We start from the raw sequence: 21,044 nt of genomic DNA, 5'->3' as shown, positions 1-21,044 counted from the left end.
CCGCCTCGCCGACCGGTACGACCGCAGGACCCTCTGCGTCATCACGGACACGGTCAGCGCTGTCGCCGCACTGGCACTGCCGGTGTGGCTGCTGCTCGGCGGCAAACGAGATCGCCGGGGCCTACGCCGTCAGTGTGCTCCTCGCGATCACCTCCGCGATGTTCATGCCCGCCAGCAACGCGCTGATCAAGGAGCGGATCGCGCCGGAACGCCTCGGGCACTTCGGGGCCAACTTCGACATCGCCTACCAGGGCGGCGCGATGGCCTCCGGAGTGGTCGGCGGCTTCGTGATGCAGTACATCGGCCTCCAGCCGATGTTCTACTTCAACGGGGTCACCTTCGTCTTCTCCGCGGTCTGCATCTACGCCCTCGGCCGGCGCCCGGTCGGCTCGACGGCGGACCAGCCAGAGGACTCCGGAGCGGGTGCCGCGGATCCGTCGGCACCGGCCGCACCTGCCGTCGCCAAGGCCCCGCTGCTGCGGCTCGGCATGCTGTTCTCCCTGGGCGCGGTGCTGGTCCTGGTCACCAACACGCTTGCTGTTGATCGCCGTGATCCACCGCTTCCACCAGGGCACCGGGCTACTCGGTGTGGTCGACGCCCTGGCCGGGATCGGCATGATGATCGCCGCCGCGCTCTACAAGCGGGTCAAGGACAAGGTCAACTACCGCTACCTGATCCTGTTCGGCTATGTCGGCTGCGGCCTGGCCCTGCTGGTGCAACCGATCGCCGTGTGGACCATCGTCCCCGGCATCCTGGTCGGCGGCGTCACCTTCGGATTCGCCCGGCTGGCCAGCCGCACCGAGCTGATGCGCGCCGTCGACGCCGACAAGGTCGGCCGGGTCTTCGGCACCGCCAACGCCGCCGGCCTGGCGCTGAGTGCGGCCGGAACGCTCCTGGTCGCCGCCGTCGTCGACCACGTCGGCGTGGTCTCCGGCTTCCTCACCCTCGGTCTGATCGCCATCGTCCCGACCGTCCTGATCGTCTCCACGATGTTCTTCGGAAGGAGAGAGACCCGATGAAACTGCTCGCCATGGAAACCCGGCAGTATCTGACCTACTACCACTCCCGCTACCAGCAGGTGCAGGACCTCGGGGTCGACCTGTACGTCCTCAACGGGGAAGGCACCGAGGACTTCTGGCCCGAGGACCACTACCGGCTGGCCGGCACCAAGGACATCGGGGCCGTCATCGAGCTCGCCCGCGCCTGGCACGCGGAGGAGCAGTTCGACGGCGTCATCACCTTCTGTGAGGCCGCGGTCATCACCGTCGCGGCGGTCGCCGAGGCGCTGGGGCTGCCGACGATCGGGGTCGAGGCCGCCTGCGCCAGCCGCAACAAGTACCTCATGCGACAGGCCCACCAGAAGGCGGGCGCGCCGATCCCCGACTTCCGGCTGGTGGAGAGCGAGCAGGAGGCGCTGACCGCGGCCGCCGACTTCGGCTACCCGGTCATCCTCAAGCCCACCATGGGCGCCGGCAGCAACTTCGTCTTCCGGGTGGACAACGCCACGGAGATGGTGCGCCGCTACGCCCAGGCGGCGGAGGGCATCACCACGATGTTCTGGTCGCTCGCCGAGCCGGACGGGATCGACCTGGGCCCGCAGGGGCTGCTGGTCGAGTCCTTCCTCGACGGCAGGGAGTACCTGATCGAGGCCCTGGCGTGGGACGACGAGGTCTACCTCGGCAACGTGGTGGACCGGATCACCGCCGAGGGCGACACCTTCGACGACGACGTGCACCACGCCCCGACCTCGCTGAGCCCGGAGGACCTGGCCGCGGTGCACGAGGTGGTCACCGCCGGTGCCCACGCCCAGGGCCTCTACCGCAGCGCGATGCACGCCGAGGTGCGGTTCCACCAGGGCAAGCCCTACCTGCTGGAGATCGCCGCCCGGGTCGGCGGCGGCGGGCTCGACCTGATCGCCCGCACCGCCGCCGACTACGACCCGATCGCGGCCGTGGTGGACGTCGGCCAGGGCAGGCGTCCCTCGGTGCGGCACTACCAGCCCAACGGGACCCACATCACCGCGATGTGCCTGCTCTGCGACGCCGGCGTGGTCAGCTACGTCGAGGTGCCGGCCGAGGTCGGCGAGTCGGACCGGGTGTTCCTGCTCAAGATCACCGCCCGCCCCGGCGACCTGATCCGCAGGCCCCCGCACGGCAACACCATCCTCGGCTTCCTCGGGACCACCGGCGACTCACTGGAGGACGCGCTCAGCACGATGAACGACCTCGCCTCGAAGATCCACGTCACCTTCGCCGACTGACCGGACGCACCCGTCCCGTCACCTGCCCACCCGTCCGTCCCAACCCATCGGAGGACCTCCGTGCACCAGCGCCTCGCAGCGACCCGGACCCCGCTCCCGCCCCGCCGTACCGCCCGACCCCGGTGCTTCCTGATGTGCTCGCCGACGTACTACGACGTCAGCTACTCCATCAATCCGTGGATGCACCCGGACAAGCCCACCGACACCGAACTCGCGCTGGCACAGTGGGAGCACCTGCGCGGGCTGCTCCGCAGCCTCGGTCACGAGGTACTGGAGATCGCCCCGGCCCCGGGCCTGCCGGACATGGTCTTCGCCGCCAACGGCGCGACCGTGATCGACGGACGGGTGCTGTCGGCCCGCTTCCGCTACCCGCAGCGCATCCCGGAGGGCCCCGCCTACCTGGCCTGGTTCAAGCACCACGGCTACACCGTGCGCGACGCGGTGCACATCAACGAGGGCGAGGGCGACCTCCTGTTCACCGGCGAGCGGATCCTGGCCGGCACCGGCTTCCGCACCCACCCGGACGCGCACGCCGAGGCCGCCGAGTTCTTCGGACGCGAGGTGGTCACCCTGCACCTGGTCGACTCCGAGTTCTACCACCTGGACACCGCACTCTCGGTGCTCGACCACGACGAGATCATGTACTACCCGGCCGCGTTCTCCACCGAGAGCCGGCAGGTGCTCCGCGCGCTCTACCCGGACGCGGTCCTGGCGACCGAGGAGGACGCGGCGGTGTTCGGCCTCAACTCGGTGTCCGACGGCCGGAACGTGCTGCTCGCGCCGCAGGCCGTGCACCTGCACGAGGCGCTGGCGGACCGCGGCTTCGTGCCGATCGGCGTCGACCTGTCCGAACTGCTCAAGGCCGGCGGCAGCGCCAAGTGCTGCACCCTCGAGGTCCGCGAGGACACCTCATGGTGATCAACTACGACGGCCGCAGGTTCCGCCCGCAGTTCGAGGGCGAGGAGAGCCGGGTCGCCACCTACCACCAGGAAGGCGACCTGCTCTGGGGCGAGTTCGCCGGCGGCGGAGCCCGCCGCGGCTCGCTGGCGGGCCGTGTCTCGGCGGACGGCTCGCTGGAGTTCGCCTACTGCATGGTGCGCGACACCGGCGTGGTGATCTCCGGATACTGCCGCAGCACCCCCCGTCTCGACGACGAGGGCCGGATCGTGCTCGAAGAGGTCTGGGAGCGCTTCGGTCAGCACTCCGCCCGCGGGGTCTCCCGCCTGGTGGAGCTCTTCCCCGGCGAGCAGCCGGTCGTCACCTCACCCGCCCCGGACTTCCTGGAGTTCTGATGACCCCGACGACAACCGCCCCCGGGCGAGACACCGCGAAGCCCAAGCAGGCAGCGAAGCCCGAGCAGGCAGCGAAGCCCAAGCAGGGGGGAGTGGTCACCTGGGCCTGCGCCCCCGGCTTCCCGCCCGCGGTGATCTTCCCGTTCACCCCCGCCGAGCGCATGGGAACCCGCAACATCCTCGAGTTCCAGGCGCTGATGTTCCGCACCCTCTACTACTTCGGCTCCAACGGCTCCCCGGACGTCGACTACGACAGCAGCATCGGCACCCCGCCGGTGTGGAGCGAGGACGGACTGACCGTCACCATCACGGTCAAACCGTGGAAGTGGTCCAACGGCGAGACCCTCTGCGCGGACAACGTGCTGTTCTGGGTCAACCTGATGAAGGTCAAGGGCGACCGCTACGGCGAGTACGTCCCCGGCCTGTTCCCGGACAACCTGACCTCCTACGGCAAGCTCTCCGAGGACACCGTCTACTTCACCTTCGACAAGCAGTACTCGCAGCGATGGGTCCTGTTCAACCAGTTGAGCACGATCACCCCGCTGCCCAGGGCATGGGACCGGACCGACGCCGGACCGGCCGACGCCTCCGGCGACCTGGCCGACGTCGAGGCCGTCTACGCGTACCTGATGAAGGAGCAGGGGGACCATGTCGAGGAGGGCAACGACCACCGCACCCGGTGGGCCGACAGCCCGATCTGGAGCGTGGTCAGCGGTCCGTGGCGGCTGAAGAGCTACACCATCGAAGGTGTGGTCACCTTCGTCCCCAATCCGCACTACTCCGGCCCGAACAAGCCGTACCTGGACGAGTTCCGGCAGATCCCGATCAACCACGAGGACGAACAGTACGAGCTGCTCAAGGCCGGCCCGCACGGTCCGGGCGGAGTCCAGGTCGGGTACCTGCCGCTGGGCTTCGCCAGCGGGAGCACGACCGACCCGACCGCCGGTTCGCAGAACCCGCTCAGCGAGGACTACACGCTGGTCCCGCAGATGGCCTACTGCATCCGGTACATGTCGATGAACTTCAACAACCCGACGGTGTCCGGTGCGATATTCCGGCAGACCTACTTCCGGCAGGCCCTGCAGAGCGCGATGGACCAGGACTCGGCGGTCCGTGACATCTACCAGGGCTACGCGTTCCGGCAGAACGGCCCGGTGCCCATGTACCCGCCGTCCGACCTGGTCTCGCCGCGGCAGCGCGAGGGCGCCTGGCCGTTCCCGTTCGACCTGGGCCGGGCCCGGAAGCTGTTGGAGGCGAACGGTTGGGACACCAGCACCACCCCGGCCGTCTGCGTCAACCCGGGCACGGGCCCCGGCCAGGCGGGCGAGGGCATACCCGCCGGTACCGAGCTCGACATCCTGCTGCGCTACGCCGAGGGCCGCCCGGCCCTGGCACAGCTGGTGGCCAAGCTGGTCGAGGACGCCGGGTCGGTGGGCATCCGGCTGCGGACCGAGGAGGTCTACGGGTCGGTGCTGGTGGCCGAGGACGCTCCCTGCGTGCCGGGTCCCAACTCCCCCTGCCTGTGGGAGATGACCTGCTGGAACGGGGGCTGGGCGTTCCACCACCCCAGCGGCGAGATCGTGTTCTCCACCAACGCCGGCGGCAACTTCGGCCACTACAGCGACCCGAGGGCCGACGAGCTGATCGCCAGGACCCTGGTCACCGACGACGTGGAGGCGATGTACGAGTACCAGGACTACATCGCCGAGCAGGCGCCGGTCCTGCTGGTGCCCAACTTCGCCCTTCGGCTCTTCGAAGTGGCCAACGACCTGGGCGGATTCACGCTGAACCCGTTCGGGATGATCGAGCCCGAGTACTGGTACTACCGCGACGACACCACCGAGGGAGCATCGACATGACCACCGAAAGCGCTCCGGAGCGCCCCTTGCTGGTGCTGGTCGCCAGCGGCTGGCAGCTGTTCCGGGAGTACCTGCTCAGCTCCATCAGCACCGAGTACCGGGTGCACATGTTCCACTCCGCCGAACCCAGTTGGGAGCAGCAGTACCTGGACGGCTGGACGGTGCTGCCGTCCACCCTCGACGGTCCGGCGATGGCCCGGGCCGCGCTGGAGCTGTCCGAGGAGCAGAAGGTCAGCGGGGTGCTGTGCTGGGACGAGAGCCGGATCCTGGCCACCTCGTACATCGCCCAGGCCCTGGGCCTGCCGAACGGCGACCCGGAGGTGATCTGGCGCTGCCGGGACAAGGCGCAGACCCGGGCCGCGCTGGACGCGGCCGGGGTGCCCCAGCCGCGCTCCGTCCCGGTCAAGACCCTCGACCAGGCTCTGGCCGCGGCAGAGCGGGTCGGCTATCCGGCGGTCCTCAAGCCGCGCGGGCTCGGCGCCAGCCTCGGCGTGGTGCGGGTGGAGAACCCGGAGGAGCTCCGGGAGCGCTTCGCCTTCACGCGGGACACCCCGGCACCGGAACCGGTCGTCTACGCCTCGGACCACCCGGTGCTGGTGGAGGAATGCGTGGTCGGCGACGAGGTCAGCGTCGACTCGGTGGTCCAGGACGGCAAGGTCACCCCGCTGTTCGTGGGCCGCAAGGTGGTCGGCTACCCGCCGTACGCGGAGGAGATCGGCCACCACGTGGACGCTGCCGACCCGCTGCTGCTCGATCCTGACTTCCAGCAGGCACTGCAGGACACCCACACCGCGCTCGGCTTCCGGGACGGGTGGACCCACTCGGAGTTCATGCTCACCGCGGCCGGCCCGAGGCTGATCGAGGTCAACGGCCGGCTCGGTGGGGACCTGATCCCCTTCCTGGGGCTCCTGGCCACCGGCATCGACCCGGGCCGGGCCGCGGCCGCCGCGGCCTGCGGGCTGACCCCGGACACCCGGCCGACCCGGCAACTCGTCGGCGGGGTCCGCTTCTTCTACGTGGACGAGCCGGACACCACGGTCGAGTCGGTCGCGTTCGACCAGGCCCGGCTGCCCGCCGGAATCGTGAAGGCGACGGCCATAGCGACGCCGGGCAAGAGCTACTCGCCGCCGCCCGAGGGCACGGTCTGGGGCCGGATAGCGCTCGCCGTCGCCCTCAGCGGCGGGGTCGCGGACTGCAACGCCGCGCTGGACGCGGCCGAGCAGGCGCTTCGGGTGGAAGCGCGGACCTCATGAGGATCGGCATCGTCGGCAGCGGAGTCGCCGGTGCGCTGCTCGCCTGGCAGCTGCGCGGCAGTGCCTCGCAGGTCAGCACCGACCTGTATGTCGGCGAACTCCGGTCCGGTTACGACGCCACCGGGGCGTCCGGCGGCATGGTCCGCGGCTTCGACCTCGACCTGAAGGCCGGCCGGCTGGCGTCCGAGAGCCTCGCCGAGATCCGTGCCAGCAGCATCCTGCGCGAGTGGACCGCCTACCAGGAGATCGGCTCGGTCTACCTGCTCCCCGGGGGCTCCGAGATCGGCTCCGCGCTGGAGCCGGTGGACGCCTTCCTGCCGGGCTCGGCCGAAGTGCTCGACCAGGACCAGTTGACTGCCTATCCCTTCCGGGACCTGCCGGACGGTGTCCTGGGCGTGACCGAGCGTCAGGCCGGCTTCATCTCACCGGCCCGGCTGAGGAACGCGCTGCTGGGTGAACTGACCGCGGCCGGCGACGTCGCCCTGCTCTGGGGCCGGGTCTCCGGGGTGACCGTGTCGCCCTCGGTACGTCTGGCGAGCGGCGCGGAGCACAGGTACGACGCGGTGGTCCTCGCCACCGGGGCCTGGACCCCGCGGCTGCTCCGGGCCAGTGACCTGCCCGAAGCGGCGCTGCGCACCAAGGCCATCCAGTACACGGTGTGCACGCTGCGCCTGCCCGGTCTCGGCGTGTTCGTCGACGACACCAGCGGGATGTACGGCCGCCCGCTGGACGCCGACACCTTCCTGCTCGGCATGCCGGGGGACCACTGGAACATCGATCCCGACACGGTGAGCGCGGACCCGGTCCTGGCCGAACAGGTGGTGGCCTGCGGCCGACGCCGGTTCAGCGAGGAGGCGGCGGCGCAGATCACCGCGGTGCGGTCGGTGACCGCCTTCGACTGCTATCACGACGATCCGGGGCTGGCTCTGCGACCGATCGGCGGCGGCAGCGGCCTCTTCACCTTCACCGGTGGGGGCGGCGGTGCGGCGAAGACCTCGTTCGCGGCCAGCCGCTTGGCCGCCGACGCGCTGTTGGCGGTGCTGGCCCGCGCCGAGCCTTCGGAGCCCGTCACCGTCATCCGCCCTCCTGCCCGCACCCTGCCGTGATGCCGCGGTCAGCCGGTGAACACCTCATCGCGGGTGAGCACCAGGTAGCAGTAGTCGTCGAGCATCTTGGCCAGCGGACGCCCCGGGCGGCCGAGCTGCTCGGCGAGCCCGGGTTCGTCCAGGCCGGCCTCGGCCAGCAGCGCGGAGGACCAGTCACGGCCGAGGCGCTGGTGCGCCGCGAAGGCGTCCGCGTCACGGGCGCCGTGCAGACGCACCGCGATGGCCTCGTCCCAGGGCATCACCGCCCGCGGGCGCAACGCGTGGAAGAGCTTGGCCGCGGCGGTCGGCCCCAGCGGCCGCACCCCCTTGGCCAGTGCGGCGGCCGGCATCGCGGTCAACCCGGCGTAGCACTCGCCGAGTCGGGCGATGTCCTGGTCGCTGAGCCCGACCATGGACACGTCCGCGGCGGGCAGGCGCCCGCCGAAACGGCTCCACCAGTCCGCGAGCCCCTGGTCGAACACGTTCGGCTCGCCCGGCCGGGGATAGCGGATCCGGCAGCCCCAGGCGTTCAACCAGGCCAACAGGGCCGCCCGGTGGCCGGCCAGCGAGGGGTCGAGCCCTGGTTCGGTCCTTCGCTGCAGCTCGGCCCAGGACCGGTCCGGTCTGCCGTACGCGGCGAACCGGGAAACCGCCGCTGTCAGGCCCGCCAGATCCGGCGTGTCGATGTCCACAAACGCACACCCTAGCCGACCGGCCCCCACCAGCACCCCGACACCACTGCCTACTTCAGGGAGTACGCCATGCCCAGTCTGACCCGAGCGGAGGCCGTGGAACGGGCCGCTCTCCTCACGGTGCGGTCCTACCACATCCGGCTCGACCTCACCTCGGACGACGAGGTGTTCCACTCGACCACCACCATCGACTTCGACGCGGTCGGCCCGGCCGCCGGCACCTTTCTCGACGTCAAGCCCAGAATCCTGCGGTCCGCCGTGCTCAACGGCACCCCGCTGGACGTCGCGGACCTGCAGGACGGACGGCTGCCGCTGTCCGGCCTCGCCGCGCGGAACCAGCTGGTGGTGACTGCCGAGATGGAGTACTCGCACGAGGGCCAGGGCCTGCACCGCTTCGTGGACCAGGTGGACGGCGAGACCTACCTCTACGCCCAGTCCTTCCTCGACGCGGCACCGCGGATCTACGCCTGCTTCGACCAGCCCGACCTCAAGGCCCGCTACACCTTCGACGTGACCGTGCCGGACCACTGGCAGGTGCTCGGCACCGGGACGGCCGCCAAGGTCGGACCGGGGCACTGGCAGCTGGCCGAGACCGAACCGCTCTCCACCTACCTGACCGCGCTGATCGCCGGGCCCTACCGCGGCTTCCACAGCGTCCACGACGGCATCCCGCTCGGGCTGCACTGCCGGGCCTCGATCGCGGACGCGCTGGCCGCGGACACCGAGGAGCTCTTCGGGATCACCGGCCGCTGCCTGGACGAGTACCACCGGATCTTCGGCACCCGCTACCCCTTCGGCAGCTACGACCAGGTCTTCGTACCGGAGTTCAACAGCCTGGCCATGGAGAACCCGGGGTGCGTGTCGATCAGGGACCAGTACGTGTTCCGGTCGACGCCGACCGCCGGCGAGAAGGAGGACCGGGCGCTCATCATCGCGCACGAGATGGCGCACATGTGGTTCGGCAACCTGGTCACCATGCGCTGGTGGGACGACCTGTGGCTGAACGAGGCCTTCGCCGACTACATGGGCCACCGGCTGACCACGGAACTCACCAAGTACTCAGGCGCGCTCACCACCTTCTCGGCCGCCCGGAAGGGACTCGCGTACGCGGCTGACCAGCGCCCCTCCACCCATCCGGTGGGCGCCGAAGCGGTGGACGCCATGGCCGGGCTCGCCCTGTTCGACCGGATCTCCTACTTCAAGGGCTCCGCCGTGCTGCGCCAACTGGCAACCCGGATCGGGGAGGAGGCACTGGAGGCGGGACTGCACACCTACGTCTCCCGGCACGCCTACGGGAACACCACCACCGCCGACTTCCTGGCCGCGCTGCAGGAGCAGAGCAGCACCGACCTCACCCGCTGGGCCGCGCTGTGGCTGCGCGAGTCCAATGTGAACACCCTGCGGGCCGAACTCACCGTGGCGGACGGCCTGATCACCTCCGCGGTGGTGCACCAGACCGCCCCGGAGTCGCATCCGGTGCTGCGGCCGCACACCCTGCGGATCGGCCTCTACGGTGAGGAGGACACCTCGGTCCTGGTCGAGGTCGACGGCGCCCGCACCGAGGTCCCGGGGCTGGTCGGCCTGCCGGCGCCCCGGCTGCTGCTGCTCAACGACGGCGACCTCGCCTACGCCAAGATCCAGCTGGACCAGCGGTCCCTGACGGCGCTGCCGGAGCTGCTTCCCACGCTGTCCCCGCTCAACCGGGCGATGCTCTGGGGCACCCTGCTGCTCGCGGTGCAGGACGGCGCCTTCCCCGCCGCCGACTACCTGGACCTGGCGCAGGACATGGCGGCCGTGGAGACCGAGCTGCCGATCATCGCCGAGGTGCTGCAGCAGGCCCGGACCGAGGTCGCGGACCGCTACCTCCAGCCGGCCGAGCGGCCCGCCGCGCTGGCCGGCCTCGGCCGGGCCTGCCGGGCGCTGCTCGACCGGACCCGCCCCGGCGACGAGCGGCGGCTGCTCGCCTTCCGGACCCTGGTGGACTGCGGCGCCGACGAGGCCGAACTCCGCGCCTGGGCAGCGGGCACCGGGATCCCGGACGGTGTCGCACTCGACTCCGAGCTCGGCTGGCGGATCCGCTACCGGTTGGCCGCGCTCGGCGGCATCGACGCGGCCGGCATCGACGCCGCCCAGCAGGCGGACCCGGGCGCCGAGGGCGAGCAGTGGGCCGCCAAGTGCCGTGCGGCCCTGCCCGACCCGGAGGCCAAGCAAGCGGCCTGGGACCTGATCACCACGGCCGGGGACCTCTCCAACTACCAGGTCTGGGCTCTGGCCGAGGGGTTCTGGCAGCCCGACCAGGTGGAGCTGACCGCGCCCTTCGTCGAGCGCTTCTTCGCCGAGATGCCCGGCGTCGGAGCGCTCCGAGGAGACCAGGTGCTGGACATGCTGGTCCGGCTGCTCTATCCGCGCTACGCCGCCGCACCGGAAACCCTGGCCCTGGCCGAGGCGATGCTCGCCGACGAGGGCCTGCCGCTGCCGCTGCGCCGCCGCACCGTCGACTTCACCGACGACCTGCGCCATGTCGTCACCGCCCGCCAACAGAACCGCTGATGAGAGGCCAGACAACGATGGACCGTGAAGAGATCACCGCCGCGTACACCGCCGAGGTCGTCAGACAGGGCGCCAAGCCGGACGAGCTCGTCGGCGTCCAGCCGGAATCCAAGCTGCTCCAGGCCCAGTACATGGGACGCTACCTGGCCCGCCCGGTGTTCCTGGGCCGTGCCGAACGGATCCAGCTCGAGGCGGACCTGCTCAACCTGCACAGCGCACTGAAGAGCCTGCCCGAGCGGGTCCACGGCGGCGACCTCGCCGCCTTCGCCAAGGCGGTGGGCATGACCGACATCCAGGTCTCGGCGATCATGCGCAGCCGGGGGACTTCGGTCACCATGCAGGCCCGGGCCGACCTGTACACCGACGAGACGGGCTTCCGGCTGCTGGAGTTCAACATGGGCAGCACCGTGGGCGGCATGGACAACGCCGACATGTGCCGGGCCCTGCTGGACCACCCGGTGCTGGGCGGGTTCGCCGAGGCCCACGGCCTGGAGTACGTCGACACCATGCGGGAGCAGGTCAACAACGTCATCGTGGAGTGCGGCCTCGCCCCGGACTCGCGCCCGGTCGTCGCGCTGACCGACTGGCCCAGCAGCTTCGAGACCCTGGGCCCCTACATGGCCCACTACGCGGAGCGCTGGCGCGAATTCGGGCTCGACGCCCATCCGTGCCACATCGGGCAGTTGGAGGTGCACGACGGCCGGGTCTGGCTCGGCGACCGGGCGGTGGACGTGGTCTACCGGCTGTTCCTGATCGAGGACCTGCTGGAGTCCCCGGAGGCACCAGCCCTGATGGACCCGGTCCTGGACGCCGCCGCCCGCGGCGAGGTGAAGATCTTCACCCCGATGGACTCGGAGCTCTTCGCCAGCAAGGGTGCGCTGGCGATGCTCTCGGACGAGCTCAACCAGCACCTCTTCACCGCCGAGGAGCGGGAGAGCCTGGCCCGGATCCTGCCGTGGACCCGGATGGTGCGCCGCGGCGAGGTCACCCTCGAGGACGGCGAGAGGGTGGACCTGCTCGCCTACGCGATCGAGCACCAGGACGAGCTCGCCCTCAAGCCCACGCTGCTGCACGGCGGCCAGGGCGTGCTGCTCGGTTGGCACGACGACACCGACCCCGAGCTGTGGCGGCAGCAGCTGGAGGACGCGGTGGACGGCGCGTTCGTGCTTCAGCGGCGGATCCGCCCGGTGCCCGAGCTGTTCCCGGGCGAGGACGGCGAGCCGGTGCCGTGGAACGTGGCCTGGGGGGTGTTCACCATGGTCAACGGCTACGGCGGGGTGATCGCCCGGGCGACCACGGTCGACTCCAACGTCGGCGTGATCAACATGTCCACCGGCGCGTTCGTGGGCTGCGCCCTGCACGCCACCGCGGACTGACGGCGCCCGCGCCATGATGACGGGAGGCCGCCGACGCGGCCTCCCGTCCCCCCGTACGTCTCCGATCCAAGGATGGCTTCGATGTCCCGGTCCGCCTCTACGCGGCAGCAGTCCGCCGGCCGACTCCTGATGTACGACCTGCCGATGCTCCTGGTGGCGCTGGTGTGGGGATCCAGCTACCTGGCGACCAAGAGCATCGCCACCGAGAGAACCGTGGTCGCACTGCTGGCGTTGCGCTTCCTGGCGGCGCTGCCGGTCCTCTTCGTGGCCGGCCGGCGGCAGTTGGCGCAGCTGACCCGGGCCGAGGTGCGCGGCGGCGCCGTGTTGGGGGCGATGCTGAGCGCGGTCTTCATGCTGGAGGCCTACGGGGTGGTGCACACCTCGGCGACCAATGCGGGCCTGATCATCAGCATGACGATGATCATCACCCCGGTGGCCGAGGCCCGGCTCTCCAGGACGCGGCTCCCGCACGCCTTCATGGCCGCGGCCACGATCTCGGTGGTCGGCGTGTGTCTGCTCACCCAGGGCAGCGGCTTCACCCGCCCGTCCCTCGGCGACCTGCTGATCCTCATCGCTGCGGGGGCCCGCACCGTCCACCTGCTGATGATCTACCGGATGCGCTCGGTGCGGCGGACCGGCTCGCTCTCGCTCACCTTTCTGCAGCTCGGCGCGTCCTTGCTGGTCTTCCTGGTGATCTCGCCGTTCACCGGAACGTCGCCGCTCGCCCTGGCCGAATCATTCAGCGTCAACCAGTGGGGGACCTGTTCTACCTCGCACTGATGTGCACGGTGTTCGCGATGTTCGTGCACGCCTGGGCGGTGCGGCGGACGTCGCCCTCACGCGTCAGTCTGCTGCTCGGCACCGAACCGCTCTGGGCCGCGGTGTGCGCGATCGTGGTCGGCGGCGAGCGACCGGGGCCGGTCGGGATCTGCGGCGCGGTCCTGGTGCTGGCCGGGACGACCTGGGGTCGCACGGTGGCGGGCCGGATCGGCACGAAGCCGACGGAGGACACGGAGGCGACGATGGAGGGGACGGAGGCGACAACGGAGGACACGGAGGCGACAGACGAGACCAACTCCACCCGTTCGGCACCTGGTTCACCCATTGAGCAGTTCTGAACCGGCAAGGCCCCGGCGCAAACGCAGTCCATCGACGGGGCGGGGCTCTGCCGGTCGGGCAGGTTGACCGGACGAGCCCGTCGCAGCTGTGCCCAGGCGGTGGGTTCAGTTGGCGGGTTCAGTTGGTGGGTGGGACACGTAGGGCGAGCAGCGCGGTGTCGTCGCTGGCCCTCCGTCGTGGTGTTCGTGCAGGACGGTGGCGATCCTGGCGAGGGTTTCGGTAGCGTCCAGGCCGTGGGTGGCGGCCGACGCGTGCGGGCGAGGTCGGTTTCGTCGAAGACGGGGAGGCTGCCGTTGGCTGGACCTGGACGCCGCCCTCGCCCGCTGGGGCGCGGACCCGGCGACGGGAGCCGCCGCCGGGTCCGCGACCTGAGGGGACCAAGGCGGCCCGGCTGCTTGTCCGCCCGCAGCATCGCCTGACTCAAACGACTGCAGTGGCGCCCCGACCTCCTCAACGGCTTCACTACCGGGACCGGGCTCTCCCTCGATCTCCCACCACCGTCACCCTGAAACGCCGGCGTCAGTAGACCCCGACACGCGCCTGTTCGTCGAAGCCACGTGACCGACCGGGCGGGGAAAGGCGGGCATCGCAGTAGCATCGTCCGATGGCCAGGCTTCCACGCATTCAGCCCGAATCCACCGGCTGATCATTTCGGGGTTGCTCTCCTGCCCGTGGACGGTCGGCCGCTGGGGGCAACAGGTTGAGGGTGTGCGGTAGCCGCCGTGCGCGGGTCGCGGCCTGTCCGAGGGGTTGTGCGGGGTCGGGAGCGGTTGGTGGCGCTGTCGCCGGTGGCCGTCGGGCCGTCGCGGTGCGGGATCTTGTGGCGGTCAGGCCGCCGGGCGCGGCGGTGGGGAGTGGACGGCCTCGAACAGGGCGGTGAAGGCGTCGCGCCAGGGCCAGTGCTCGGGCAGATGCACCGTCAATTTGGTGCGCGCGGTGCGCGCGAGCCGGGCCGGGACGTGGACCAGGTGGGCGCGCAGGGTCGCTGTGGTGGCCTTGGCGTGGAAGACCGAGGTCAGCGCACCGGCGGCCCGCAGCAGGTTGTGCGACATCGCCCACAGGGTCAGCCACGCGGCGTTGGCCTGGAAGTTCCCGGACGGCAGGTGGGCCAGAGGCCCGGACTTCCCGTCCGCGATCACCTGCTCCACCACGGCGTGCTGCCGGTGGTGCAGTTCCGCCTGCAGCACCGCGAAGGAGCTGTCGGTGAAGACGGGGTGGTAACGCCAGGCGGTGAACAACTCGCCCTGACCCTGGGCCACTTCGGCGTTCAATCGGCGGACCCGGCGCACGATCAGCCGGGCGGTGACGTGCTCGGACTTCCTTCGGCCGGTGAAGGCGGTGTAGGGGATCTCGGCGACCTCGGCGTCGGAGACCATCTCGCCGGTGTCGGGGTCGACGAAGGCGTCCGGGTAGCGGATCGCCGTCCAGGACTCCTGCGGGATGCGGGAGATCGCGCCCGCGATGGAGGGGTTCATGCCGGTGGTCAGGGAGAATCGGGCGCCGGCCCGGCGGCAGGCGGCGACCACGTCGGCGGTGTAGAACTTGCTGTCCGCGCGGACCAGGCGGATCCCGGTGCCGCCGGTCTCCTTCGCTATGGCCAGGGCCTCGCTCACGAAGCTCTCGGCTCCGCGGACGTCGGCGGCCTTGCCGCGGCGCAGGCGGACCGCGCCGATCACGGGCCGGGCGATCGGGGTGGACAGGGTGGCCAGGATCGGGTGCAGGGTGCGCTGGCCCTTGAGGCGGCCGACCTGCGCGCCCTGCTTGGCGTGGCCGTACACGCGGCGGTGGGTGGGGTCGATGTCGATGAACATCAGTGTGTCGGCGCCGGGCAGCAGTGGGGTGCTGCGGGCCAGTCGGGCCAGGAAGTCGCGGTGAACGCGGTGGAGCTGGCGGTTGTGGCCGTGGGTGAAGGAGCGCAGGAAGGTGCCCAGGGTGGAGGGCGCGCGGACCGAGGTGAAGGCGCGGTCCATCGCGCCGTGCCGCAGCCGCGCCGCGTCGTCGATGCTGTCCGCGCCCGCGCACATCGCGCTGATCAGCGACATCACTTTGGCGGCCGGGTTGGCTCCGCCGCTGTTGTCGGCGCCCTCGATGCGGAGCGCGGACGCGGCCAGTTGCCGCAGGCCGGCCCGCTCGGCCAGCCGGACCAGCGACAGCAGCCCGGCATCGGCGATCAGGTTCGGCTCGTCGAAGACGGCGGAAACCGCTGTGGCGGCATGGCAGGATTGCATCTCGCGGATGTTCTCTCGTTCTGGCGACTTGGTTCTGTAGGAAGTCCCATCGTCCCAGGTCAGAGGGCATCCGCGTCGTTATGTCCAGGCCTCGGACAGGTCATTCATCGGTGGATTCGGGTTCAGTGCCCCGTCTGTGGCGGCGTCTACGGCGGCGTTCCCACGACCGTGCTCGGCATGGTCGCCGTTCGCGACCACAAGACCGCGCCCCGTTCGCTCTCGCTTTGTCCTGGCAGCATGACCAGGGTCCGCGAGAGCGGCGCACTGGCCTGGCAGGACGAGCTGCCGGCCAGCCTCACCGCGCTGATCGAGCAGCCCGACGCGGTCCAGACGGAGCTCTTCCGCTGAACCTGTTGGCCACGGGCGCCCAACGGTGGTCAGCGGTCAGCGGTCAGCGGTCAGCGGTCAGGGTACGGTGCCGTGGGCGGGGGAGTCCGTCGCACTGTCGGGGATCGGCTGCCCTGTCCGCAGCGCCGTCCACAGTGCGCGGTCCGTGGCTGTGGCGGGGAGTACCCGGTTGGGGTCGGCGCGGTCGTAGACCACCGGCAGCTGAATCATCTGCAGATTGCTGCTGTCCAGTCCTTTCATGCTGCCGGCGAATTTCCGCAGTCCGGAAAGGGTGCCCAGATCGGAATCGGTGGTCAGCGACTTGGTCGCGGCGTCCGCGATGCGGTAGAGCTTGATCGGGTCGCTGAGCGACTTCTCCTGCTGGACCTTGGTCAGCACCGCGAGCATGAACCGCTGCTGGAGCTGGATGCGGCCCAGGTCGCTGCCGTCGCCCACGCTGTAGCGGGTGCGTACGAACTCCAGGGCCTGGGTGCCGTGCAGCGTGCTGGTGCCTGCGGGTATGTGCAGATGCGTGTACGGGTCGTCGATGGGCTGTTCGACGGTGATGTCCACCCCGCCGAGGGCATCCACCAGGTTCTTGAACCCGGAGAAGTCGATCTGGACGAAGTGGTCCATGCGCAGCCCGGTGAGTGCCTCCACGGCCTTGACCGTGCACGTGGGACCGCCGACCGAGAAGATCGAGTTGAACATGACCTGCTTCGCGGCCCGGATGTTCGTGCCCTGGGCGGTGGTGCAGGCGGGCCGGGGTACCAGGGTGTCGCGTGGAATGCTCACCACTACCGCCTCGGTTCCTCCGGCGGATATGTGTACCACCATCGCCGTGTCCGAGCGGGCGCCGGGGGTGTCGTCCGTGTCGTCGCCGATCAAGGTGCCGTTGGCGCCGGCTCGGGAGTCGGAGCCGAGCAGCAGGATGTCCTCCCCGCCGACGGCCAACGGGGCGGGACGGTCAGGACCGAGGGCGTGGTCGATGTCGACCGTGGCTATGTTGCCCTTGAGATGGGCGTAGACCCAGAGGCCGATGCCCGCGCTGCCGACCAGCAGGAACAGCATTGCCCAGGCCACGCCCCAGAGGATCTTGCCTTTGCGGCTCAGCCTCCGACGGCGGCGACCGGACTTCGCGGACGCTGGTGCAGGTGCCGGCGCCGGCTCAGTCTCGTCGCCGCTCTCGTCGCCGTGCTGGGCATCGGCCGCCGTGCCGCCCTTCAGCAGCCAGTTCGCGTTCTCTTCACCCCCGGAAGGCGTCTTCACGCCCTCCTCGTTGTCCTCACGACCCATGCTCGAACGTCCTTCAGACTAGAGGGATACCCTCCCTGCGATGGCCGATAGTCTCATATGAAACATGCGTTCCCACTCGCCGTTGGATCGGGAGGGTGGCCGCCCTGGCGCTGGTCGCTGCGGCGACCGATAGCGCGAGTACGCCGAGCCGCGGGCACCGCGGTGGGCTCACCTGCCCCCGGCGGCTGGAGTGATGGCCGGCTGAGCTGGACCACTGAATCCCCGTTGACCCGACCATCACGGTCATCACCGAGGAGGCCCCCGCCACGGCGGGGGCCTCCTCCGAATTCGGTGTCGACCAGGGGCCGCATCCCTGGGTCGGGCTCCGTGTCTCCGGTGCTACGCGTGTTACCCCTTGGTCTTTGTGGTCTGCACGTTGGAAACCACCGGAGCACCGTTCAGCGAGAAGTAGCCGCCGTCGGAGGCGGTGTTGCCGCTGCTCTGGATCTGCGCGAGATCAGCCGGACTCACACTGATCAGGTAGTACGTGCGCACCGTGCCGGTAGAGGCACTCGACTGCCAGTACTGCGGCGTCCTCTGCGTCGTGCTGATGTTCCACTTCGTCACCAGGTAGTACTCGGTGTGCCCGTGGCCGTCGGCATTCAAGATCTCCGAGACGAGGTAGAGCCTGCTGCCGTTGGCGACGGTGCATGTGACGTCGGCCTCGATCTGGAAGCTCGTGGAAGCCGGTTCCGCCGGTGCAACGAGCCGGTCCGGGCAGTTCCCCCCGGTGTTGGGCCTCGTGCCCGTGCCACCGGACTTCCCCGTCGTGCCGCTCGATCCTGTCGAGCCCTGGTTCGAGGTGCCGGGGGAGCCGCCGTTGGAGTTCCTGCCCGTGGTCGAACCCGTCGTGCCGCTCGTCCCCGTCGTGCCGCTCGTCCCGGAACCTGCGCCGGACCCGCTAGTACCGCTCGACCCGGACGACGTCTGGCCGACAGAACCGTCCGAGCCGCCATTCCCGTTGCTGTCAACGGTGGGTAAGACCGTGGGCACGGCCGTCGGCGAAGCAGGCGACGCAGTCGTCGGCGGAGCAACGGGCGCCCCCGAGGACTGCGCGACCGGTCCCGGAGACGCGGACCCATGCGCGAACACGTGGCTGACCTGCCCCACGAATTGAGGCAGACCCTCCACCGCCCCGATCACACCAGCCACCGAGCCAACTGCGAGAACCGCGCCCGTAACCCGGACACCCACCTTGTGCTTACGAAAGTCAACCATTTTAGCGACCCCCCAGGTCAAAGAACATCAGGTCAAAGTAGCCAGCCAGCTGCCGAACATCTAATCGAATCCCCCATGGATCCCCGGTATGACCACTAGATATCGAATCCCCGCACCGGACCGACCAAAACCGGCGAATTGAACCGAGAATGTAACAGTAGCCATGAAAGATCATTATCGCGACCTTTCTCAACCTTCCGCCCAGATTTATCTGAAAGGACACCGATAACCCCGGCAGTGTGCGTCTTTCGCGCCGGCCCTGCTCGGCGAGCGGGGTGAAGACCGGGGTGTCGTCGGCGTGCAGAATCGATTCGCCGTCCCCGGTCGCGGCTCTGCGGCGCCGTCCTGCTGGGGCGTCCGCCGCCTGGTGAGGCACTGTCACATCCGGACCGCACCGGCTGGCCCGCGACCGCGAAGGACAAGGCCCGGTATGCGGGGAGGCCGCGGCCCGGACGGGGCGGCAAGCGCTTCGCGGGTGGACTGTCTCCGAGGGTGTTCACTGCCGGGTGCTGCCTGCCCACCGCGCTGTCTGGGCGGGAGCTATCCGGTGGCGAGGGGGGTGGGGTGGGGCTGGGTTTTGGCGAGGTGGGGGCGCAGGAGGAGGGTGAGGGCCTGGGCTATGGCGCCGGAGAGGAACCAAAGGAGTTGGACCCATGGAGTCCACCAGGCGAGGAGGAGGGTCAGGCCCCAGTAGGCGGTGACCAGCCAGGAGATGGCGCTGTCGAGCCGTTGGGTCGGTTCCTGGGCGGGTGAGGACAGGACGCCGTTGTGGCTCGCCTGGGTCTGGATGCCCGAGCGGCAGAGCATGAGGAGGAGGACAACCAGGCCGAAGAGCAGGGCGGCCAGCGGGTTGTCCGGGTAGTGGCCCATAATCGTGGTGGCGAACGGCAGGAAGCCGGTCAGCAGCAGCAGGGGGAAGTGGAGCAGCATCATCGGGCCGGCGACGTGGCTGATCCGGTCGAGCATGGTGTGGTGCTGGCGCCAGATGATCCACAGGACGAGGAAGGCCAGCAGGTAGGAGTAGAAGGAGCCCGCCTCGTGGATGAGGAAGTGCCACAGGTGGGCGGCGGCCCGGGACTTGGAGTTGCCGTCGGTGGTGCCGAAGTCCTCTCCCTCCGGGCGGGGGATCTCGATGACCAGCAGGGTCATGGCGATGGCGAAGACCGCGTCGGTGAAGAAGCCGAGCCGTTCGGGCGTTTGTCCTGGTCGTGCTGCGTGGTCCATGTCGTTGCGTTCCTCGTGGTCAGCGCCGTGGGTCAGTCGGTCGGTCAGTCGGTGGGCAGGGTGGCGTCGAGCCAGTCGAAGGTGGTCTGCTGGAAGCGGGACATCGCTCCCATGTGGCAGTGCTCCCCGGCGCCTTCGGCCTCGGGGAGGGTGATCAGGGTGTGCGGGCAGGTCAGGGCGGCTGCGACGCGCTGGGGCTGGCCGTGGAAGAACTGGTCGTTCTCGGCGCCCAGGATGAGGGTGGGGCAGTCGATGAGGTGGGCGACGCCGTCGAGTGTGTAGTCGGTGGTGCGGCGGATGTAGTCCGCCACCGAGGTGGCGCCGAAGGTCCACACCCCGTTGCGCAGCGCCCAGCGGGCCTGGGTGCTGCTCGTCATGAGCAGGCCTGCCACGGGGTTGGCGAGGTCGTCGCGCCCGGTCTCGACCCACTCGCGCAGGAAGGGGGGCATGATCCGGGTGTTGGCGTCGTGGTAGCTGTAGAGGCCGTCGTCCAGGACCAGGGCGGCCAGGCGGTGTTCGTGGGCGGCGGCGCGGGCGGTGAGGTAGCCGCCGAGGCTGTAGCCCAGCAGGGCGATCCGGTCGGGGGCGATCTCGGGTCGGGTCATGGCGTAGTCGACCACCGGGGTCACCACGGCCTCCCAGTCGGGGCGGAAGACCAGTGCCTGCTCGCGCAGTGCCGCGCCCTGGCCGGGGCCGTCGTAGGCCAGCACGTTGTAGCCGCGGCGCAGCGCGGCCGCGGCGACGACGAAGTAGGCCTCCTCCAGGGTGGAGTCGAAGCCGCTGGTGAAGATGACGGTGGGGCGGGCGGTGCCCGAGTTGTCGACGAGGAAGAGGTAGCCGGGCAGGCTGGTGTCCTGGTAGGGGATGCGCACGGCCTCGACGGGGCTGTCCATGAGGCTGGCGGCTTGGGCGAAGGTCTCGCGGGAGAGGGTGGACAGGAGCTTGACCTCGGGGTCGTTGGCGGGGTCGTCGCGGCGGTAGAACTCGGCGGTGCGGTAGTAGTTCGAGGCGCGCAGCAGGGCCTCGCGGGCACTGACCCGGTGCCCGGCCGCCAGGGCGCGGCTGCCGATGGCATGGACGCGCTGCGCGGTGTTCTTCCACTCCCGCAGCCAGGCATCCTCGTCGCCCTCGCCGATGTTGCGGGCGGTGGCCAGGACCTCGCCCAGGTCGGAGCCGCCTTCGTTGGCGAACCCCGCCGCCCGCAGCGTCTCGAAGGAGAACGACTCGTCGTCGAACAAGAACTTCATGGCGCACTCCCGGAACT

Annotated in this window: 17 protein-coding genes and 2 pseudogenes; 13 read left to right on the top strand and 6 right to left on the bottom strand. The window is 70.1% G+C overall.

Annotation, left to right across the window (positions count from 1 at the left end):
• Positions 1-59 precede the first annotated feature (59 nt).
• From ACXKR8_RS02560 to ACXKR8_RS02525, 8 genes and pseudogenes are all read left to right on the top strand, one after another.
• Positions 60-506 (top strand): annotated as a pseudogene (locus ACXKR8_RS02560) (MFS transporter); the annotation flags it as partial.
• 34 nt (positions 507-540) lie between these two features.
• Positions 541-1,020 (top strand): MFS transporter, encoded by a 480-nt coding sequence (locus tag ACXKR8_RS02555; RefSeq protein ID WP_462100256.1) that lies wholly within the window; start codon positions 541-543, stop codon positions 1,018-1,020.
• Entirely contained in the window at positions 1,017-2,261 is a 1,245-nt protein-coding gene (locus ACXKR8_RS02550) for an ATP-grasp domain-containing protein (protein ID WP_458271258.1), read from the top strand. Before ACXKR8_RS02555 ends, ACXKR8_RS02550 begins: the two co-directional genes overlap by 4 nt.
• A 60-nt stretch (positions 2,262-2,321) precedes the next feature.
• Complete coding sequence (ddaH, locus tag ACXKR8_RS02545; RefSeq protein ID WP_458271257.1) at positions 2,322-3,179, top strand: dimethylargininase; 858 nt, start codon at positions 2,322-2,324, stop codon at positions 3,177-3,179.
• The gene (locus tag ACXKR8_RS02540; RefSeq protein ID WP_458271256.1) at positions 3,173-3,553 is read left to right on the top strand and encodes a hypothetical protein; all 381 of its coding nucleotides are present in this window, start codon (positions 3,173-3,175) and stop codon (positions 3,551-3,553) included. The genes ddaH and ACXKR8_RS02540 overlap by 7 nt, the downstream gene beginning before the upstream one ends.
• On the top strand, positions 3,553-5,412 hold the full coding sequence (locus ACXKR8_RS02535; RefSeq protein WP_458271255.1) for an ABC transporter substrate-binding protein: 1,860 nt from the start codon (positions 3,553-3,555) through the stop codon (positions 5,410-5,412). Before ACXKR8_RS02540 ends, ACXKR8_RS02535 begins: the two co-directional genes overlap by 1 nt.
• Complete coding sequence (locus ACXKR8_RS02530; RefSeq protein ID WP_458271254.1) at positions 5,409-6,665, top strand: ATP-grasp domain-containing protein; 1,257 nt, start codon at positions 5,409-5,411, stop codon at positions 6,663-6,665. Before ACXKR8_RS02535 ends, ACXKR8_RS02530 begins: the two co-directional genes overlap by 4 nt.
• Positions 6,662-7,771 carry an FAD-dependent oxidoreductase gene (locus ACXKR8_RS02525; protein WP_458271253.1) on the top strand — a complete coding sequence of 370 codons (1,110 nt, stop codon included), beginning with the start codon at positions 6,662-6,664 and terminating at the stop codon, positions 7,769-7,771. Before ACXKR8_RS02530 ends, ACXKR8_RS02525 begins: the two co-directional genes overlap by 4 nt.
• A gap of 8 nt (positions 7,772-7,779) precedes the next feature.
• Here the strand turns inward: ACXKR8_RS02525 and ACXKR8_RS02520 are convergent, their stop codons facing one another.
• Positions 7,780-8,442 carry a hypothetical protein gene (locus tag ACXKR8_RS02520; RefSeq protein WP_458271252.1) on the bottom strand — a complete coding sequence of 221 codons (663 nt, stop codon included), beginning with the start codon at positions 8,440-8,442 and terminating at the stop codon, positions 7,780-7,782.
• A 69-nt stretch (positions 8,443-8,511) separates the two neighbouring features.
• On the opposite strand from ACXKR8_RS02520, the gene pepN reads away from it, so the two are divergent.
• The 3 genes and pseudogenes from pepN to ACXKR8_RS02505 all read left to right on the top strand — a co-directional run bounded on the left by pepN (position 8,512) and on the right by ACXKR8_RS02505 (position 13,486).
• Positions 8,512-10,992 carry an aminopeptidase N gene (pepN, locus tag ACXKR8_RS02515; RefSeq protein ID WP_458271251.1) on the top strand — a complete coding sequence of 827 codons (2,481 nt, stop codon included), beginning with the start codon at positions 8,512-8,514 and terminating at the stop codon, positions 10,990-10,992.
• Between the two features lie 17 nt (positions 10,993-11,009).
• Positions 11,010-12,368, top strand: a complete 1,359-nt coding sequence (locus ACXKR8_RS02510) for a hypothetical protein (RefSeq protein ID WP_458271250.1) — start codon at positions 11,010-11,012, stop codon at positions 12,366-12,368.
• An 81-nt stretch (positions 12,369-12,449) separates the two neighbouring features.
• Positions 12,450-13,486 (top strand): annotated as a pseudogene (locus ACXKR8_RS02505) (DMT family transporter).
• Between the two features lie 828 nt (positions 13,487-14,314).
• Here the strand turns inward: ACXKR8_RS02505 and ACXKR8_RS02500 are convergent.
• Positions 14,315-15,715: an IS1380 family transposase gene (locus ACXKR8_RS02500; RefSeq protein WP_458266600.1), complete on the bottom strand. Its 1,401-nt coding sequence runs from the start codon at positions 15,713-15,715 to the stop codon at positions 14,315-14,317.
• A 177-nt stretch (positions 15,716-15,892) separates the two neighbouring features.
• Between ACXKR8_RS02500 and ACXKR8_RS02495 the strand changes: the two genes are divergently transcribed.
• Positions 15,893-16,063, top strand: coding sequence for a hypothetical protein (locus ACXKR8_RS02495; RefSeq protein ID WP_458271248.1), 171 nt, complete (start codon positions 15,893-15,895; stop codon positions 16,061-16,063).
• A 57-nt stretch (positions 16,064-16,120) separates the two neighbouring features.
• On the opposite strand, the gene ACXKR8_RS02490 is transcribed toward ACXKR8_RS02495, so the two are convergent.
• Positions 16,121-17,338, bottom strand: coding sequence for an LCP family protein (locus tag ACXKR8_RS02490; RefSeq protein ID WP_458271247.1), 1,218 nt, complete (start codon positions 17,336-17,338; stop codon positions 16,121-16,123).
• Between the two features lie 348 nt (positions 17,339-17,686).
• Positions 17,687-17,944: a hypothetical protein gene (locus ACXKR8_RS02485; protein WP_458271246.1), complete on the bottom strand. Its 258-nt coding sequence runs from the start codon at positions 17,942-17,944 to the stop codon at positions 17,687-17,689.
• 31 nt (positions 17,945-17,975) lie between these two features.
• Here ACXKR8_RS02485 and ACXKR8_RS02480 point away from each other — a divergent pair, with 31 nt between their 5' ends.
• On the top strand, positions 17,976-18,455 hold the full coding sequence (locus ACXKR8_RS02480; RefSeq protein ID WP_458271245.1) for a hypothetical protein: 480 nt from the start codon (positions 17,976-17,978) through the stop codon (positions 18,453-18,455).
• Between the two features lie 641 nt (positions 18,456-19,096).
• Here ACXKR8_RS02480 and ACXKR8_RS02475 read toward each other — a convergent pair.
• A complete protein-coding gene (locus tag ACXKR8_RS02475; protein ID WP_458271244.1) occupies positions 19,097-19,780 on the bottom strand; it encodes a TMEM175 family protein in 684 nt (227 codons plus the stop codon).
• Positions 19,781-19,824: 44 nt separating this feature from the next.
• Entirely contained in the window at positions 19,825-21,027 is a 1,203-nt protein-coding gene (locus ACXKR8_RS02470; RefSeq protein ID WP_458271243.1) for an alpha/beta hydrolase family protein, read from the bottom strand.
• Positions 21,028-21,044: the final 17 nt, after the last annotated feature.

Source organism: Streptacidiphilus sp. PAMC 29251, assembly GCF_054208735.2.
This window is presented reverse-complemented; position numbering and strand designations above follow the sequence as displayed.

What these genes read in the sequence shown, in the direction of transcription:
- ACXKR8_RS02470 (WP_458271243.1), bottom strand. Translation starts at nt 21,027, where the DNA reads ATGAAGTTCTTGTTCGACGACGAGTCGTTCTCCTTCGAGACGCTGCGG.
- ACXKR8_RS02540 (WP_458271256.1), top strand. Translation starts at nt 3,173, where the DNA reads ATGGTGATCAACTACGACGGCCGCAGGTTCCGCCCGCAGTTCGAGGGC.
- ACXKR8_RS02490 (WP_458271247.1), bottom strand. Translation starts at nt 17,338, where the DNA reads ATGGGTCGTGAGGACAACGAGGAGGGCGTGAAGACGCCTTCCGGGGGT.
- ACXKR8_RS02530 (WP_458271254.1), top strand. Translation starts at nt 5,409, where the DNA reads ATGACCACCGAAAGCGCTCCGGAGCGCCCCTTGCTGGTGCTGGTCGCC.
- ACXKR8_RS02510 (WP_458271250.1), top strand. Translation starts at nt 11,010, where the DNA reads ATGGACCGTGAAGAGATCACCGCCGCGTACACCGCCGAGGTCGTCAGA.
- ACXKR8_RS02475 (WP_458271244.1), bottom strand. Translation starts at nt 19,780, where the DNA reads ATGGACCACGCAGCACGACCAGGACAAACGCCCGAACGGCTCGGCTTC.
- ACXKR8_RS02535 (WP_458271255.1), top strand. Translation starts at nt 3,553, where the DNA reads ATGACCCCGACGACAACCGCCCCCGGGCGAGACACCGCGAAGCCCAAG.
- ACXKR8_RS02500 (WP_458266600.1), bottom strand. Translation starts at nt 15,715, where the DNA reads ATGCAATCCTGCCATGCCGCCACAGCGGTTTCCGCCGTCTTCGACGAG.
- pepN (WP_458271251.1), top strand. Translation starts at nt 8,512, where the DNA reads ATGCCCAGTCTGACCCGAGCGGAGGCCGTGGAACGGGCCGCTCTCCTC.
- ACXKR8_RS02525 (WP_458271253.1), top strand. Translation starts at nt 6,662, where the DNA reads ATGAGGATCGGCATCGTCGGCAGCGGAGTCGCCGGTGCGCTGCTCGCC.
- ACXKR8_RS02550 (WP_458271258.1), top strand. Translation starts at nt 1,017, where the DNA reads ATGAAACTGCTCGCCATGGAAACCCGGCAGTATCTGACCTACTACCAC.
- ACXKR8_RS02495 (WP_458271248.1), top strand. Translation starts at nt 15,893, where the DNA reads ATGGTCGCCGTTCGCGACCACAAGACCGCGCCCCGTTCGCTCTCGCTT.